The following is a 13,065-nucleotide window of genomic DNA, read 5'->3' as shown; positions in this document are numbered from 1 at the left end:
ATCCTCGCTGATTTCAACCGTTTCGATTTTCGGCTTTTCGATTTCCAGCATTCCTTTAACCCTCCTTCAAAACGTCGAAACCCCGATTAAACCGATGACAGCTCAATCGAAATTCCCCCATGAATAAGTTCCCGAATGTGCACAACAACTGTTTTTTATTTCCCTGTAACAATGACTATATCCCATTATTGACACATACGCAAATTCTATACAGAGAAATTAAACACGACGACGTTTTGGCGGACGGCATCCGTTATGTGGAACCGGTGTAACATCTTTAATTGCTGTAATTTCTAATCCAGCCGCTTGAAGTGCACGAATTGCTGCTTCACGACCAGCACCCGGACCCTTTACGTTTACTTCAACAGTTTTCATACCATGCTCCATTGACGCTTTTGCAGCAGCTTCTGCAGCCATTTGCGCAGCAAACGGAGTAGACTTACGAGAACCTTTGAAGCCTAATGCACCTGCACTTGACCAAGAAATTGCATTTCCATGAACGTCTGTAATTGTGACGATTGTGTTGTTAAAAGTCGAACGGATATGAGCGATACCAGATTCAATATTCTTTTTTACACGACGTTTACGCGTATTCGTTTTACGTGCCATTCGTTCACGAACCTCCTTTACTTAATTATTTTTTCTTATTGGCTACTGTACGACGTGGACCTTTACGTGTACGAGCATTGTTTTTCGTATTTTGGCCACGAACTGGCAATCCGCGACGATGACGAAGACCACGGTAGCAACCGATCTCCATTAAACGTTTAATGTTTAAAGATACTTCACGACGAAGATCTCCTTCTACTTTTAAGCGATCTACGATTTCGCGAATTTTTCCTAATTCTTCTTCTGTTAAATCGCGAACACGAGTGTCTTCAGATACGCCAGCTTCTGCTAAGATTTTTTGTGCAGTTGCTTTACCGATTCCGTAAATGTATGTTAATGAAATGACTACACGTTTGTCACGAGGAATATCTACACCTGCAATACGTGCCATGATTTGTACACCTCCTCAAGTTTTATCCTTGTTTTTGCTTATGCTTTGGATTTTCACAAATAACCATAACTTTTCCGCGTCTGCGAATGACTTTGCATTTTTCGCAAATCGGTTTTACAGATGGTCTAACCTTCATGTGAACTTACCTCCTTGTTCGTGCGGAGTGTTATTTATATCGATACGTAATTCTTCCACGTGTTAAATCGTAAGGTGATAGTTCCACTGTCACTTTATCACCTGGTAAAATCCGAATAAAATGCATACGAATTTTACCTGAAACGTGAGCTAAAACAGTATGACCGTTTTCAAGTTCCACTCGGAACATCGCATTAGGTAACGTTTCAACGACTGTACCTTCCACTTCAATTACATCGTCTTTCGCCATTGAACGGCTCTCCCTTCTTTTTTGAAATGAGTAACATGTTCAACTAACACGACCAGTTTAAAGCTTACGATGCGCATCCGCAAAGAAGGTTAAAGCGTTCAAAGTGTTGTTAAAATTTCATATCCCGTCTCAGTAATAGCGATCGTATGCTCAAAATGAGCACAAAGCTTGCCATCTACTGTGACGACCGTCCAATTATCTTCTAACGTACGAACATAACGAGTTCCTGCATTTACCATCGGTTCAATGCAAAGAACCATGCCTGGCTTTAACCGCGGTCCTTTGTTTGGCGGACCGTAATGTGGAATTTGCGGATCTTCATGTAAGTCTTGACCAATTCCATGTCCAACATACTCACGCACAACAGAAAAGTTATGTGCCTCAACGTATGTTTGGATCGCATGGGAAATGTTCGTTAACCGTGCGCCAGGTTTCGCTTCTTCCAATCCGCGATACAATGACTGTTCTGTCACTTCTAACAGTTTTTTTGCCTCTTCGGAGATGACCCCGACCGGATATGTCCAAGCTGAATCGCCATGATATCCATTATATTTTGCGCCAATATCGATGCTAATAATATCTCCTTCGCGAAGCACACGGTCTCCCGGAACGCCGTGAACGAGCTCTTCATTTACGGACGTACAAATGCTCCCTTGGAATCCATTATATCCTTTAAACGAAGGAATTGCATCATGTTTACGAATGAACGTTTCGGCAATATGATCGAGCTCTCTTGTCGTTATGCCTGGTTCGATATATTTTTGTAATTCTTGATGAGTTAAGGCAACAATTCGGCCAGCTTCACGCATAATTTCAATTTCGCGTGGGGTTTTGCAAATGATCATTATTGTAAGCCCCCAAGTAATTCACAAATGTCAGCAAACACTTGATCAATATGTTGTTGTCCGTTAATGTTGCGCAAGTATCCTTTTGCTGCATAAAAATCAAGCAACGGTTGCGCTTGCTTCATATTGACTTCAAGACGATTTGCTACGGTCGCTTCGTTATCATCTGCACGTTGATACAACTCTCCACCGCATTTATCGCAAACACCTGCTTGGGCTGGTGGATTAAATACGAGATGATACGTTGCGCCACATTCTTTGCAAATACGTCTGCCTGTTAAACGTTCCATTAAAATGCTCTTATCTACTTCGATGTTAATGACATAATCGATGGAACGGTTCAATTGTTGAAGAAGTGTTTCTAACGCTTCTGCTTGAGCGACTGTCCGCGGGAAACCGTCAAGCAAAAATCCGTTTTGGCAATCGTCCTTACTCAATCGTTCACGAACAATGCCAATAGTCACTTCGTCTGGAACAAGATCACCGCGATCCATATATGACTTCGCCTGTAAACCGAGCTCTGTTCCTTCTTTGATCGCTGCTCGAAACATATCCCCAGTAGAAATGTGAGGAATTTTGTATTTCTCAACGATTTTCTCTGCCTGCGTGCCTTTTCCGGCGCCCGGCAGACCCATTAATACTAAATTCATCAATTTCTCCCCCTCAGCTCTATATGAGGTAGAGGGAATAAAATTCCCAACACCTCTTTTTATTTAATAAAGCCTTTATAATGGCGCTTTACTAATTGGCTTTCTAGCTGTTTCATCGTCTCTAAAGCAACACCGACGACGATCAGCAAACTCGTTCCTCCAATTTGAGCAGAAGGCGGTAGTTTAGCGAACTCGATAAAGAAGACAGGAAGAACAGCGATTGCTGCTAAAAATAGAGCTCCGACGAAAGTTAACCGATACAAAACGCGTGTAATGAATTCTTGCGTGTTCTTTCCTGGACGAATGCCTGGAATGTAACCACCTTGCTTTTTCAAATTGTCCGCCATTTGTTCCGGATTAACTTGAACAAACGCATAAAAATACGTAAAGGCAACAATTAAAGCGATGTATATAATCATCCCAACTGGTTGTGTGTAGTCAAAAACTTTTTTAATCCACAATGTTACATCATTCGAGCCGAAAAACGATGCAATCGTCGGTGGAGTAATAATAAACGACACCGCAAAAATAACCGGAATAACACCTGCCGGATTGACTTTTAACGGAATGTGTGTCGAATGACCACCTACTGGACTACGTCCTTCTAATCGCTTCGCATACTGAATTGGAATTTTCCGAAAAGCTTGTTGCATATAAATGACACCAACGATGACTGCAACAACTGCTAAAGCGACTAACAGTACTGTGACGATGCGTAAAAATAACTGATCGCCAGCATTTTCAAACTGCTGCACGTAAATTTGATTGAGCGTTGTTGGGATACCTGAAACAATCCCTGCAAAAATCAAAACAGAAATGCCGTTCCCAACACCTTTAGCTGTAATTTGCTCACCGAGCCACATTAAAAAAGCTGTGCCTGCTGTTAAAACGAGCGCAATAAGCAAATATGTCGGAATGCCTGGGTTTTTAATGAGTACACCACCAGACATATTATGAAACCCGTATGACATAGCGAACGCTTGGATAAAACCAAGCACAATCGTGAAATAGCGAGTAAACTGGGCGAGTTTACGGCGGCCTACCTCTCCTTGTTTCGACCATTCCGTAAATTTAGGAACAACATCCATCTGCAATAGTTGTACAATGATGGATGCCGTAATGTATGGCATGACGCCCATCGCAAAAATAGAGAAATTTTTCAAGGCGCCACCGCCGAATGTGTTCAATACGCCAAAGGCATTGAACTGATCCTGCATTTTCAAGACGTCTGCATTTACGCCCGGCACAGGAATAAACGTACCGATGCGAAATACAATGAGCATAAGAAGGGTGAACATAATTTTTCTTCTTATATCACCCACGCGCATAAAATTGGAGATTGTTCGAAACATTAAATCACCTCAGTTGTACCGCCAGCAGCTTCGATCGCTTCTTTTGCAGAAGCAGAGAATTTATGAGCTTTTACTGTTAACTTTTTCGTAAGCTCACCGTTTCCAAGAACTTTGATGCCTGCTTTTAACTTGCTTACTACGCCTGTTTCAAGCAACAATTCTGGTGTCACTTCCGTACCGTCTTCAAAGCGATTTAACGCTTCGAGGTTAACGATCGCATATTCTTTACGATGGATGTTTGTAAAGCCGCGTTTTGGTAAACGACGGAATAAAGGTGTTTGACCACCTTCAAAGCCGATGCGTACACCGCCACCAGAGCGAGCATTTTGCCCTTTGTGTCCTTTACCAGAAGTTTTTCCGTTACCAGAGCCGATACCACGACCAACACGGTTGCGTTCTTTACGGGAACCCGGTGCTGGTTGTAATTCATGTAGCTTCATGCCTAGGCACCTCCTTATTCTTCTAATTCTTTTACTGTTACAAGGTGAGAAACTTTATTAATCATTCCACGAATGGCTGGATTGTCGTTATGAACAACTGTTTGATGCAATTTTCGTAAACCTAATGTTTTAACCGTCACGCGTTGGTCTTGCGGACGACCAATTACGCTGCGAGTGAGGGTAATTGCTAATTTTTTCGCCATCATTTTTCCCTCCCTTATCCTAACAGTTCCTCAACTGTTTTACCGCGCAATTTTGCTACCTCTTCAGCACGTTTCAATTGCTTCAAACCGTCGATTGTTGCGCGTACCATGTTGATTGGCGTGTTGGAACCGATTGACTTCGATAAAATATCGCTAACACCTGCTAACTCTAATACCGCACGCGCAGGACCTCCAGCGATAACCCCAGTACCTTCAGATGCTGGTTTTAAAATGATTTCACCTGCACCGAAATGTCCAATGACTTCATGTGGAATTGTTGTACCAACAATCGGTACAGTAATTAAGTTTTTCTTCGCGTCTTCAATCGCTTTGCGAATAGCATCTGGAACTTCTTGAGCTTTTCCTGTTCCAAAGCCGACATGACCGTTTTTGTCACCAACAACGACTAACGCAGCGAAACGGAAGCGACGTCCACCTTTTACGACTTTAGCTACGCGGTTAACGGCAACAACGCGTTCTTCTAGTTCAAGTTTATTTGGATCAATGCGACGCATCTCTGTCCCTCCTTCTTAATTAGAATTGTAATCCAGCTTCACGAGCAGCGTCTGCAAGTGCTTTAACACGTCCATGATATAAATATCCGCCACGGTCAAATACAACCGATGTAATTCCTTTTTCAAGCGCACGTTTAGCAATTAATTCGCCCACTTTTTGAGCTGCTTCAACATTACCTGTTGATTCTAAGTTGAATTCTTTATCTAACGTTGACGCGCTAACGAGCGTCACAGCTTTCATATCGTCAATAATTTGCGCGTAAATGTGTTTGTTTGAACGGAACACATTTAAGCGTGGACGTTCCGCAGTTCCTACTACTTTACGACGAACACGAGCGTGTCTTTTTTTGCGAACTGCATTTTTATCAAGCTTAGTGATCATTCGTGTCACTCCTTTCATTTACCTAAGCAGCATTATTTCTTACCTGTTTTACCTTCTTTACGACGTACAACTTCGCCTTCGTAGCGAATACCTTTTCCTTTATAAGGCTCTGGTGAACGAACGGCACGAATGTTTGCTGCTAATTCACCAACACGTTGTTTGTCCGCACCTTTAACGATGATTTTTGTTTGTGAAGGAACTTCGATTTCAAGGCCTTCTTCTGGTTCGATTTCAACAGGATGAGAGTATCCTACGCTTAACACAAGCTTTTTACCTTGTTTTGTCGCACGATAACCGACACCAACAAGCTCAAGCGCACGCTCATAACCTTTTGAAACACCTTCAACCATGTTCGCAAGTAAGCTGCGAGTCGTTCCGTGAAGCGCACGATGATGCTTTTCATCGCTTGGACGCTCAACTGTTAAAACGTTGCCTTCTAATTTAATGACCATATCTGGATGGAACGTACGAGTAAGTTCACCTTTCGGACCTTTTACAGTAACTGTGTTACCGTTTAATGTAACTGTAACACCAGCTGGAATTTCCAATGGTTTTTTACCAACACGTGACATGTACTACACCTCCATTCGTTGCAAAATAATTACCAAATGTATGCTAACACTTCGCCGCCAGTACGTTTTTGACGTGCTTCTTTGTCAGTTAAAATACCTTGAGATGTTGAAAGAATTGCGATTCCTAAACCGTTCAATACGCGTGGTACTTCATCAGCTTTTGCATATACGCGCAAACCAGGTTTGCTAATACGTTTAAGACCTGTAATTACGCGCTCGTTGTTTGGACCGTACTTTAAGAAAATTCGAAGAATACCTTGTTTGTTATCTTCAATGTATTCGACATCACGAATGAAACCTTCACGCTTTAAAATTTCAGCGATTTCTCTTTTAATTTTTGAAGCAGGAACTTCAAGTTTCTCGTGACGCACCATGTTCGCATTACGAATGCGAGTAAGCATATCTGCAATTGGATCTGTCATCACCATTATGTTTTACCTCCTTCCCAACTCATGGGTTTATTACCAGCTTGCTTTTTTCACACCAGGAATTTGACCTTTATACGCTAATTCACGGAAACAAATACGGCAAAGTTTAAATTTGCGATATACAGAGTGTGGACGTCCACAACGCTCACAACGAGTGTACGCTTGCACTTTAAACTTTGGTGTGCGTTTTTGTTTCGCGATCATTGATTTTTTAGCCACGTTTTCGCCTCCCTCTTTTTACGAATGGGAATGATTATTTTTGGAATGGCATACCGAGCAACGTAAGTAATTCACGAGCTTCCTCATCTGTTTTCGCAGTTGTAACGATGACGATGTCCATACCGCGAACTTTGTTTACTTTATCGTAGTCAATTTCAGGGAAAATTAATTGCTCTTTTACACCTAATGTGTAGTTGCCGCGTCCGTCGAAAGATTTTTTAGAAACACCACGGAAGTCGCGAACACGCGGTAAAGAAACAGACACGAGCTTATCGAAAAACTCGTACATACGCTCACCGCGAAGCGTTACTTTCGCACCGATTGGCATTCCTTCACGAAGACGGAAACCAGCGATTGATTTTTTTGCGCGTGTAACAACTGGTTTTTGACCGGAAATTAATGCGAGTTCTTCTACTGCGTTATCTAACGCTTTTGCGTTTTGTACCGCATCACCAACACCCATGTTGATGACAATTTTCTCGATTTTTGGAACTTGCATCACAGATTTATAGTTAAACTTGCTCATCAGAGCAGGAACAACTTCTTTTACATACTTTTCTTTAAGGCGGTTCATTTGAGTACCTCCCTTCCTCGATCACTTCATTATTTGTCTAAAATTTCACCAGAACGTTTCGCATAGCGAACTTTTTTACCGTCAACTACTTTGTATCCAACACGAGTTGGTAATCCTGTTTTTGGATCAAGAGGCATTACGTTTGATACGTGGATTGGCGCCTCTTGGCTGATGATGCCGCCTTGTGGATTTGCTTGGGAAGGTTTCACGTGTTTTTTCACGATATTTACACCTTCAACAAGCACTCGGTTTTTCTTCGGAAACGCAGCGAGAATAACGCCTTGTTTGCCTTTATCTTTACCAGAGATTACTTGTACTTTATCACCTTTTTTTACATGCATCTGAATCGCACCTCCTTAAAAGGCTTTTCCTTTTCATTAAATCACTTCTGGAGCTAAAGAAACGATTTTCATAAAGTCTTTTTCACGTAATTCACGGGCAACTGGTCCGAAAATACGTGTACCACGTGGGCTCTTGTCATCACGAATGATTACGCAAGCATTTTCATCAAAACGGATGTAAGAACCGTCTGTACGGCGCACGCCACGTTTCGTACGAACGACAACCGCTTTAACAACTTGACCTTTTTTAACAACGCCACCTGGTGTTGCATCTTTAACTGTCGCCACAACAATGTCGCCAACGTTCGCATAGCGACGACCAGAACCACCTAGCACTTTAATGACAAGCACTTCACGTGCACCAGAGTTATCAGCAACTTTCATACGAGTTTCTTGTTGAATCATTGACGAAACCTCCTTTCGGATTTGTATCCATCATTCCGAACATATTCATTAAACAATAACAGCTTTCTCGACTACTTCAACAAGACGGAAACGTTTTGTCGCAGAAAGAGGACGTGTTTCCATAATTTTTACGATATCGCCCACTTTTGCTACATTGTTTTCGTCATGTGCCTTATATTTTTTCGAATACTTTACGCGCTTGCCGTAAAGAGGATGCTTTTTATAAGTTTCTACAAGAACCGTAATTGTTTTATCCATTTTATCGGAAACAACACGGCCGACGAGAACTTTACGATTGTTGCGTTCACTCATTGTGCGAACCTCCTCTCGATATCAATTATTTATTAGCAGCGATCTCTCTTTCGCGAATAACAGTTTTCATACGCGCAATCGCTTTGCGTACTTCACGAATACGAGCAGTATTCTCTAATTGACCTGTTGCCAATTGGAAGCGAAGGTTGAATAACTCTTCTTTCAACGCTTTAATTTTTTGTTCAATCTCGGCAGTGGTAAGTTCACGAATTTCTTTAGCTTTCATTTGATTCACCACCAATTTCTTCACGTTTTACAAATTTACATTTGATTGGAAGTTTATGAGAAGCAAGACGTAACGCTTCGCGAGCTACTTCTTCAGAAACTCCCGCGATTTCAAACATCACTTTACCAGGTTTAACTACAGCTACCCAACCTTCAGGAGCACCTTTACCGGAACCCATGCGCACTTCAAGTGGTTTTGCTGTATATGGTTTTGAAGGGAAAATTTTAATCCATACTTTACCGCCACGTCTCATGTAACGAGTCATCGCACGACGAGCAGCCTCGATTTGACGGTTTGTAATCCATGCTGGCTCTAACGCTTGTAAGCCGTACTCACCAAAATGTACTTCCGTACCGCCTTTTGCGCGACCTTTCATGCGACCGCGATGTTCACGACGATATTTTACGCGTTTTGGCATTAACATGATTAATTTCCTCCTTCCTCAGTTTTCTTTTTCGTAGGAAGGACCTCTCCACGATAAATCCATACTTTCACGCCGATTTTTCCATATGTTGTGTCCGCTTCTGCTGTTGCATAATCAATGTCAGCGCGAAGAGTATGAAGTGGAACTGTTCCTTCGCTGTAATGTTCTGAGCGAGCGATATCTGCTCCACCTAAACGACCAGATACCATCGTTTTAATTCCTTTAGCACCTGCGCGCATTGTGCGTTGAATGGCTTGTTTTTGCGCACGACGGAATGATACGCGGTTTTCAATTTGACGCGCGATATTTTCCGCAACAAGTTTTGCTTCTAAGTCTGGCTTTTTAATTTCAACGATGTTAATATGAACACGTTTGCCAGTTAATTCGTTCAACGCTTTACGAAGCGCCTCAACTTCAGATCCACCTTTACCGATTACCATACCTGGTTTCGCTGTATGGATTGTAATATTTACACGGTTTGCTGCACGCTCGATTTCAATGCGAGAAACAGCTGCATCGCTTAAGCGCTTTGTGAGGTACTCACGAATTTTAAGATCTTCGTGTAAAAGGTCTGCGTAATCTTTTTCAGCGTACCATCTTGATTCCCAATCACGGATAATACCAATGCGAAGACCGATTGGATTTACCTTTTGACCCACTGATTATCCCTCCTTCTTTTCTGAAACAACGATCGTGATATGGCTTGTGCGTTTGTTAATTGCGCTCGCACGACCTTGTGCACGAGGACGGAAACGTTTCAATGTTGGTCCTTCGTTCACATAAGCCTCTGTAACAACAAGTTTATTCACGTCCATGTCATAGTTATGTTCTGCGTTTGCCACTGCAGATTTTAATACTTTCTCGATAATTGGAGAAGCAGCTTTTGGCGTATGGCGAAGAATCGCAACTGCTTCACTCACTTGCTTTCCTCGAATTAAATCAATCACTAAACGAGCTTTACGAGGAGCAATTCGAACCGTTCTAGCAACAGCTTTAGCTTGCATAAATGAAGCCTCCTCTCATATTAACGTTTTGTTTTCTTGTCATCAGCAGCGTGACCTTTGTACGTGCGCGTTGGCGCGAACTCACCGAGCTTATGACCGACCATGTCCTCTGTGATGTAAACTGGAACGTGTTTACGACCATCGTAAACAGCGATTGTGTGACCAATGAATTGTGGAAAAATTGTCGAACGACGAGACCATGTTTTGATCACTTGTTTTTGCCCAGTTTCATTCAACTTCTCGATTTTTTTCATTAAATGATCATCACAAAAAGGACCTTTTTTCAAGCTGCGACCCATAAGTGAACCTCCTTTCGTGATTGCTCTACGGTTCTTGTGAACCGTAGCTCAACCCCGTTATTTTTTACGACGACGTACGATAAATTTATCGGATTTGTTTTTCTTCTTACGCGTTTTGAATCCAAGCGTTGGTTTACCCCATGGAGTCATTGGAGACTTACGTCCGATTGGTGCTTTACCTTCACCACCACCATGTGGGTGATCTACTGGGTTCATAACAGAACCACGAACAGTTGGACGAATGCCTAACCAACGAGCGCGTCCAGCTTTACCGATGTTCACAAGCTCATGTTGTTCGTTACCAACTTGACCGACTGTTGCACGGCAAGTTGCTAAAATCATACGAACTTCACCTGAAGATAAACGAACGAGTACGTACTTACCTTCTTTACCAAGTACTTGTGCAGATGTACCTGCAGCGCGCACTAACTGTCCGCCTTTACCAGGTTTTAATTCGATGTTATGAATAACTGTACCAACTGGAATATTTGCTAAAGGTAATGCGTTACCTACTTTAATGTCCGCATCTGGACCTGACATGATTTCCATGCCAACTTCTAAGTTTTTCGGTGCGATGATGTAACGTTTTTCACCATCAGCGTAATGAATTAACGCGATGTTCGCAGAACGGTTTGGATCGTATTCGATTGTAGCAACGCGTCCTGGAATGCCATCTTTATCGCGCTTAAAGTCAATAATACGATATTGACGCTTATGACCGCCACCTTGGTGACGAACTGTTAATTTACCTTGGTTGTTACGACCGCCCTTTTTCTTTAAAGGCGCAAGCAACGATTTTTCTGGCTTATCTGTTGTAAGCTCAGAGAAGTCTAAAACCGTCATACCACGACGACCGTTAGACGTTGGCTTATATTTTTTAATCGCCATGTCCGTTTCCCTCCTTCACTTTTAAACTTATACTTCAAATAGTTCGATCTCTTTGCTGTCTGGCGTTAACGTAACAATCGCTTTACGACGACGATTTGTTAAGCCGCTATAGCGACCAACACGTTTGAACTTTCCTTTATAGTTCATAATGTTGACTTTCGCTACTTTCACGCCGAAAATCGCTTCGATCGCGTCTTTTACTTCTGTTTTGTTCGCTTTCACATCAACTTCGAACGTATATTTTTTCTCAGTCATTAACTCTGTTGAACGTTCAGTAATGACGGGGCGCTTAATAATATCGCGAGGATCTTTCATTATGCAAGCACCTCCTCTACTTTTTCCACAGCAGCTTTCGTAATGATAAGCTTGTCGTGATTGAGTACATCAAGAACGTTAATTCCGCTTGCTGTCACAACTGTGACTCCTGGAATGTTGCGAGCTGAAAGAATAACGTTCTCATTTGCATCTGCCGTTACAATTAACGCTTTGCGATCAACAGAAAGATTGTTTAAAATTTTAACCATTTCTTTTGTTTTCGGTGCTTCAAGCGTTAAATTGTCTAATACAACAATGCTGTTTTCAAGCACTTTTGAAGATAAAGCTGATTTAATTGCTAAGCGACGAACTTTTTTCGGAAGTTTGTAGCTGTAGCTGCGTGGAACTGGACCAAATACAATACCACCGCCACGCCATTGTGGAGAACGGATCGATCCTTGGCGAGCGCGTCCAGTACCTTTTTGACGCCATGGTTTACGGCCACCGCCGCTCACTTCTGCACGATTTTTTGTTTTATGAGTTCCTTGACGCAAGGAAGCACGTTGCATAATTACCGCTTCAAATAACACATGTTTGTTCGGTTCAATACCAAATACGGCATCGTTTAATTCGATTTCACCGATGTTTTCTCCGTTTTGGTTGTACAATGCTACTTTTGGCATTGGGTGTTTCCTCCTTTCTTAAAGAAATTATTTCGCTTTAACCGCGCTTTTAATGATCACAAGTCCTTTGTTTGGACCTGGTACATTTCCTTTAATTAAAATTAAGTTGCGTTCTGGATCCACTTTAACAACTTTTAAGTTTTGTACTGTTACACGCTCGCCACCCATGCGACCTGGAAGCTCTTTTGATTTAAATACACGGTTTGGAGCGATCGGACCCATTGAACCAGGACGACGATGGTAACGAGAACCGTGAGCCATTGGTCCACGAGATTGTCCGTGGCGTTTAATTACACCTTGGAAACCTTTACCTTTTGACGTACCTGTTACATCAACGATTTCACCTTCGTTGAAAATGTCCACTTTTACTTCTTGACCTACTTCATATTCTGCAAGATTCACACCACGAATTTCACGAATGAAGCGCTTAGGTGTGGTGTTTGCCTTCGCAGCATGACCTTTTTGAGGCTTGTTCGCTAACTTCTCACGTAAATCTTCAAAACCTAATTGAATCGCTTCATAACCGTCGTTTTCAATCGTTTTCTTCTGAAGAACTACGTTTGGAGTCGCTTGAATAACCGTTACAGGAATAAGATCTCCGTTTTCAGCGAACACTTGAGTCATGCCGATTTTTCTTCCTAAGATTCCTTTCATCTTTCACAC

27 protein-coding genes are annotated in these 13,065 nt (G+C 42.1%); all 27 read right to left on the bottom strand.

Annotated features, from left to right (window positions below):
- Positions 1-219: 219 nt before the first annotated feature.
- The gene (gene rpsK / locus HNQ82_RS13615; RefSeq protein WP_003397692.1) at positions 220-609 is read right to left on the bottom strand and encodes a 30S ribosomal protein S11; all 390 of its coding nucleotides are present in this window, start codon (positions 607-609) and stop codon (positions 220-222) included.
- Between the two features lie 25 nt (positions 610-634).
- Positions 635-1,000: a 30S ribosomal protein S13 gene (rpsM, locus tag HNQ82_RS13610; protein ID WP_003397691.1), complete on the bottom strand. Its 366-nt coding sequence runs from the start codon at positions 998-1,000 to the stop codon at positions 635-637.
- A 22-nt stretch (positions 1,001-1,022) separates the two neighbouring features.
- The gene (gene rpmJ, locus HNQ82_RS13605; RefSeq protein WP_000868344.1) at positions 1,023-1,136 is read right to left on the bottom strand and encodes a 50S ribosomal protein L36; all 114 of its coding nucleotides are present in this window, start codon (positions 1,134-1,136) and stop codon (positions 1,023-1,025) included.
- A gap of 30 nt (positions 1,137-1,166) precedes the next feature.
- Positions 1,167-1,385 carry a translation initiation factor IF-1 gene (infA, locus tag HNQ82_RS13600; protein ID WP_003247618.1) on the bottom strand — a complete coding sequence of 73 codons (219 nt, stop codon included), beginning with the start codon at positions 1,383-1,385 and terminating at the stop codon, positions 1,167-1,169.
- 98 nt (positions 1,386-1,483) lie between these two features.
- Positions 1,484-2,230: a type I methionyl aminopeptidase gene (map, locus tag HNQ82_RS13595; protein WP_006322635.1), complete on the bottom strand. Its 747-nt coding sequence runs from the start codon at positions 2,228-2,230 to the stop codon at positions 1,484-1,486.
- Complete coding sequence (locus HNQ82_RS13590) at positions 2,230-2,880, bottom strand: adenylate kinase (protein ID WP_183250266.1); 651 nt, start codon at positions 2,878-2,880, stop codon at positions 2,230-2,232. The genes map and HNQ82_RS13590 overlap by 1 nt, the downstream gene beginning before the upstream one ends.
- Before the next feature lie 59 nt (positions 2,881-2,939).
- On the bottom strand, positions 2,940-4,232 hold the full coding sequence (secY, locus tag HNQ82_RS13585; RefSeq protein WP_032101415.1) for a preprotein translocase subunit SecY: 1,293 nt from the start codon (positions 4,230-4,232) through the stop codon (positions 2,940-2,942).
- Positions 4,232-4,672 carry a 50S ribosomal protein L15 gene (gene rplO / locus HNQ82_RS13580; protein ID WP_032101416.1) on the bottom strand — a complete coding sequence of 147 codons (441 nt, stop codon included), beginning with the start codon at positions 4,670-4,672 and terminating at the stop codon, positions 4,232-4,234. Before rplO ends, secY begins: the two co-directional genes overlap by 1 nt.
- A 14-nt stretch (positions 4,673-4,686) precedes the next feature.
- Entirely contained in the window at positions 4,687-4,875 is a 189-nt protein-coding gene (gene rpmD, locus HNQ82_RS13575) for a 50S ribosomal protein L30 (protein WP_003397685.1), read from the bottom strand.
- Positions 4,876-4,889: 14 nt separating this feature from the next.
- Positions 4,890-5,390, bottom strand: a complete 501-nt coding sequence (gene rpsE, locus HNQ82_RS13570) for a 30S ribosomal protein S5 (protein WP_055442040.1) — start codon at positions 5,388-5,390, stop codon at positions 4,890-4,892.
- 19 nt (positions 5,391-5,409) lie between these two features.
- Entirely contained in the window at positions 5,410-5,772 is a 363-nt protein-coding gene (gene rplR, locus HNQ82_RS13565; RefSeq protein WP_183250264.1) for a 50S ribosomal protein L18, read from the bottom strand.
- 32 nt (positions 5,773-5,804) lie between these two features.
- On the bottom strand, positions 5,805-6,344 hold the full coding sequence (gene rplF / locus HNQ82_RS13560) for a 50S ribosomal protein L6 (RefSeq protein ID WP_006322642.1): 540 nt from the start codon (positions 6,342-6,344) through the stop codon (positions 5,805-5,807).
- Between the two features lie 29 nt (positions 6,345-6,373).
- Entirely contained in the window at positions 6,374-6,772 is a 399-nt protein-coding gene (gene rpsH / locus HNQ82_RS13555; RefSeq protein ID WP_003397680.1) for a 30S ribosomal protein S8, read from the bottom strand.
- Between the two features lie 33 nt (positions 6,773-6,805).
- Positions 6,806-6,991 carry a 30S ribosomal protein S14 gene (gene rpsN / locus HNQ82_RS13550; RefSeq protein WP_003397678.1) on the bottom strand — a complete coding sequence of 62 codons (186 nt, stop codon included), beginning with the start codon at positions 6,989-6,991 and terminating at the stop codon, positions 6,806-6,808.
- Positions 6,992-7,025: 34 nt separating this feature from the next.
- Positions 7,026-7,565 (bottom strand): 50S ribosomal protein L5, encoded by a 540-nt coding sequence (gene rplE / locus HNQ82_RS13545; RefSeq protein WP_032101421.1) that lies wholly within the window; start codon positions 7,563-7,565, stop codon positions 7,026-7,028.
- 29 nt (positions 7,566-7,594) lie between these two features.
- Positions 7,595-7,906, bottom strand: a complete 312-nt coding sequence (gene rplX, locus HNQ82_RS13540; protein WP_003397676.1) for a 50S ribosomal protein L24 — start codon at positions 7,904-7,906, stop codon at positions 7,595-7,597.
- Between the two features lie 36 nt (positions 7,907-7,942).
- The gene (rplN, locus tag HNQ82_RS13535; RefSeq protein WP_003397675.1) at positions 7,943-8,311 is read right to left on the bottom strand and encodes a 50S ribosomal protein L14; all 369 of its coding nucleotides are present in this window, start codon (positions 8,309-8,311) and stop codon (positions 7,943-7,945) included.
- Between the two features lie 48 nt (positions 8,312-8,359).
- Positions 8,360-8,623 (bottom strand): 30S ribosomal protein S17, encoded by a 264-nt coding sequence (rpsQ, locus tag HNQ82_RS13530; protein ID WP_003397674.1) that lies wholly within the window; start codon positions 8,621-8,623, stop codon positions 8,360-8,362.
- 25 nt (positions 8,624-8,648) lie between these two features.
- Positions 8,649-8,849 carry a 50S ribosomal protein L29 gene (gene rpmC, locus HNQ82_RS13525; protein ID WP_003397671.1) on the bottom strand — a complete coding sequence of 67 codons (201 nt, stop codon included), beginning with the start codon at positions 8,847-8,849 and terminating at the stop codon, positions 8,649-8,651.
- A complete protein-coding gene (rplP, locus tag HNQ82_RS13520; RefSeq protein WP_003397670.1) occupies positions 8,839-9,273 on the bottom strand; it encodes a 50S ribosomal protein L16 in 435 nt (144 codons plus the stop codon). The genes rpmC and rplP overlap by 11 nt, the downstream gene beginning before the upstream one ends.
- 2 nt (positions 9,274-9,275) lie before the next feature.
- On the bottom strand, positions 9,276-9,932 hold the full coding sequence (gene rpsC / locus HNQ82_RS13515; protein ID WP_003397666.1) for a 30S ribosomal protein S3: 657 nt from the start codon (positions 9,930-9,932) through the stop codon (positions 9,276-9,278).
- 3 nt (positions 9,933-9,935) lie between these two features.
- Complete coding sequence (gene rplV, locus HNQ82_RS13510) at positions 9,936-10,277, bottom strand: 50S ribosomal protein L22 (protein WP_006322652.1); 342 nt, start codon at positions 10,275-10,277, stop codon at positions 9,936-9,938.
- Positions 10,278-10,297: 20 nt separating this feature from the next.
- On the bottom strand, positions 10,298-10,576 hold the full coding sequence (gene rpsS / locus HNQ82_RS13505; RefSeq protein WP_004888674.1) for a 30S ribosomal protein S19: 279 nt from the start codon (positions 10,574-10,576) through the stop codon (positions 10,298-10,300).
- Between the two features lie 57 nt (positions 10,577-10,633).
- A complete protein-coding gene (gene rplB / locus HNQ82_RS13500; RefSeq protein WP_003397662.1) occupies positions 10,634-11,464 on the bottom strand; it encodes a 50S ribosomal protein L2 in 831 nt (276 codons plus the stop codon).
- A gap of 27 nt (positions 11,465-11,491) precedes the next feature.
- Entirely contained in the window at positions 11,492-11,779 is a 288-nt protein-coding gene (gene rplW, locus HNQ82_RS13495) for a 50S ribosomal protein L23 (protein WP_003397660.1), read from the bottom strand.
- Complete coding sequence (gene rplD, locus HNQ82_RS13490) at positions 11,779-12,402, bottom strand: 50S ribosomal protein L4 (RefSeq protein ID WP_032101422.1); 624 nt, start codon at positions 12,400-12,402, stop codon at positions 11,779-11,781. Before rplD ends, rplW begins: the two co-directional genes overlap by 1 nt.
- Positions 12,403-12,429: 27 nt before the next feature.
- On the bottom strand, positions 12,430-13,056 hold the full coding sequence (gene rplC, locus HNQ82_RS13485) for a 50S ribosomal protein L3 (protein ID WP_004888665.1): 627 nt from the start codon (positions 13,054-13,056) through the stop codon (positions 12,430-12,432).
- Positions 13,057-13,065 lie beyond the last annotated feature (9 nt).

Source organism: Anoxybacillus tengchongensis, assembly GCF_014201585.1.
GTDB classification, from domain to species: Bacteria; Bacillota; Bacilli; order Bacillales; family Anoxybacillaceae; genus Anoxybacillus; species Anoxybacillus tengchongensis.
Note: the sequence above shows the minus strand (reverse complement) of the source record. Positions and strands in the feature narration are given on the sequence as shown.

Bases quoted from the DNA above. Each gene is read 5' to 3' on its own strand.
- rplV (WP_006322652.1), bottom strand. From the start codon at position 10,277: ATGCAAGCTAAAGCTGTTGCTAGAACGGTTCGAATTGCTCCTCGTAAA.
- rplO (WP_032101416.1), bottom strand. From the start codon at position 4,672: ATGAAGCTACATGAATTACAACCAGCACCGGGTTCCCGTAAAGAACGC.
- rplR (WP_183250264.1), bottom strand. From the start codon at position 5,772: ATGATCACTAAGCTTGATAAAAATGCAGTTCGCAAAAAAAGACACGCT.
- HNQ82_RS13590 (WP_183250266.1), bottom strand. From the start codon at position 2,880: ATGAATTTAGTATTAATGGGTCTGCCGGGCGCCGGAAAAGGCACGCAG.
- rplP (WP_003397670.1), bottom strand. From the start codon at position 9,273: ATGTTAATGCCAAAACGCGTAAAATATCGTCGTGAACATCGCGGTCGC.
- rplE (WP_032101421.1), bottom strand. From the start codon at position 7,565: ATGAACCGCCTTAAAGAAAAGTATGTAAAAGAAGTTGTTCCTGCTCTG.
- rplX (WP_003397676.1), bottom strand. From the start codon at position 7,906: ATGCATGTAAAAAAAGGTGATAAAGTACAAGTAATCTCTGGTAAAGAT.
- rpsK (WP_003397692.1), bottom strand. From the start codon at position 609: ATGGCACGTAAAACGAATACGCGTAAACGTCGTGTAAAAAAGAATATT.
- infA (WP_003247618.1), bottom strand. From the start codon at position 1,385: ATGGCGAAAGACGATGTAATTGAAGTGGAAGGTACAGTCGTTGAAACG.
- rplN (WP_003397675.1), bottom strand. From the start codon at position 8,311: ATGATTCAACAAGAAACTCGTATGAAAGTTGCTGATAACTCTGGTGCA.
- rplB (WP_003397662.1), bottom strand. From the start codon at position 11,464: ATGGCGATTAAAAAATATAAGCCAACGTCTAACGGTCGTCGTGGTATG.
- rpsQ (WP_003397674.1), bottom strand. From the start codon at position 8,623: ATGAGTGAACGCAACAATCGTAAAGTTCTCGTCGGCCGTGTTGTTTCC.
- rplD (WP_032101422.1), bottom strand. From the start codon at position 12,402: ATGCCAAAAGTAGCATTGTACAACCAAAACGGAGAAAACATCGGTGAA.
- rplF (WP_006322642.1), bottom strand. From the start codon at position 6,344: ATGTCACGTGTTGGTAAAAAACCATTGGAAATTCCAGCTGGTGTTACA.
- rpsH (WP_003397680.1), bottom strand. From the start codon at position 6,772: ATGGTGATGACAGATCCAATTGCAGATATGCTTACTCGCATTCGTAAT.
- rpmD (WP_003397685.1), bottom strand. From the start codon at position 4,875: ATGGCGAAAAAATTAGCAATTACCCTCACTCGCAGCGTAATTGGTCGT.
- rplW (WP_003397660.1), bottom strand. From the start codon at position 11,779: ATGAAAGATCCTCGCGATATTATTAAGCGCCCCGTCATTACTGAACGT.
- rpsM (WP_003397691.1), bottom strand. From the start codon at position 1,000: ATGGCACGTATTGCAGGTGTAGATATTCCTCGTGACAAACGTGTAGTC.
- rpmJ (WP_000868344.1), bottom strand. From the start codon at position 1,136: ATGAAGGTTAGACCATCTGTAAAACCGATTTGCGAAAAATGCAAAGTC.
- rplC (WP_004888665.1), bottom strand. From the start codon at position 13,056: ATGAAAGGAATCTTAGGAAGAAAAATCGGCATGACTCAAGTGTTCGCT.
- secY (WP_032101415.1), bottom strand. From the start codon at position 4,232: ATGTTTCGAACAATCTCCAATTTTATGCGCGTGGGTGATATAAGAAGA.
- rpsE (WP_055442040.1), bottom strand. From the start codon at position 5,390: ATGCGTCGCATTGATCCAAATAAACTTGAACTAGAAGAACGCGTTGTT.
- rpsS (WP_004888674.1), bottom strand. From the start codon at position 10,576: ATGGGTCGCAGCTTGAAAAAAGGTCCTTTTTGTGATGATCATTTAATG.
- rpmC (WP_003397671.1), bottom strand. From the start codon at position 8,849: ATGAAAGCTAAAGAAATTCGTGAACTTACCACTGCCGAGATTGAACAA.
- map (WP_006322635.1), bottom strand. From the start codon at position 2,230: ATGATCATTTGCAAAACCCCACGCGAAATTGAAATTATGCGTGAAGCT.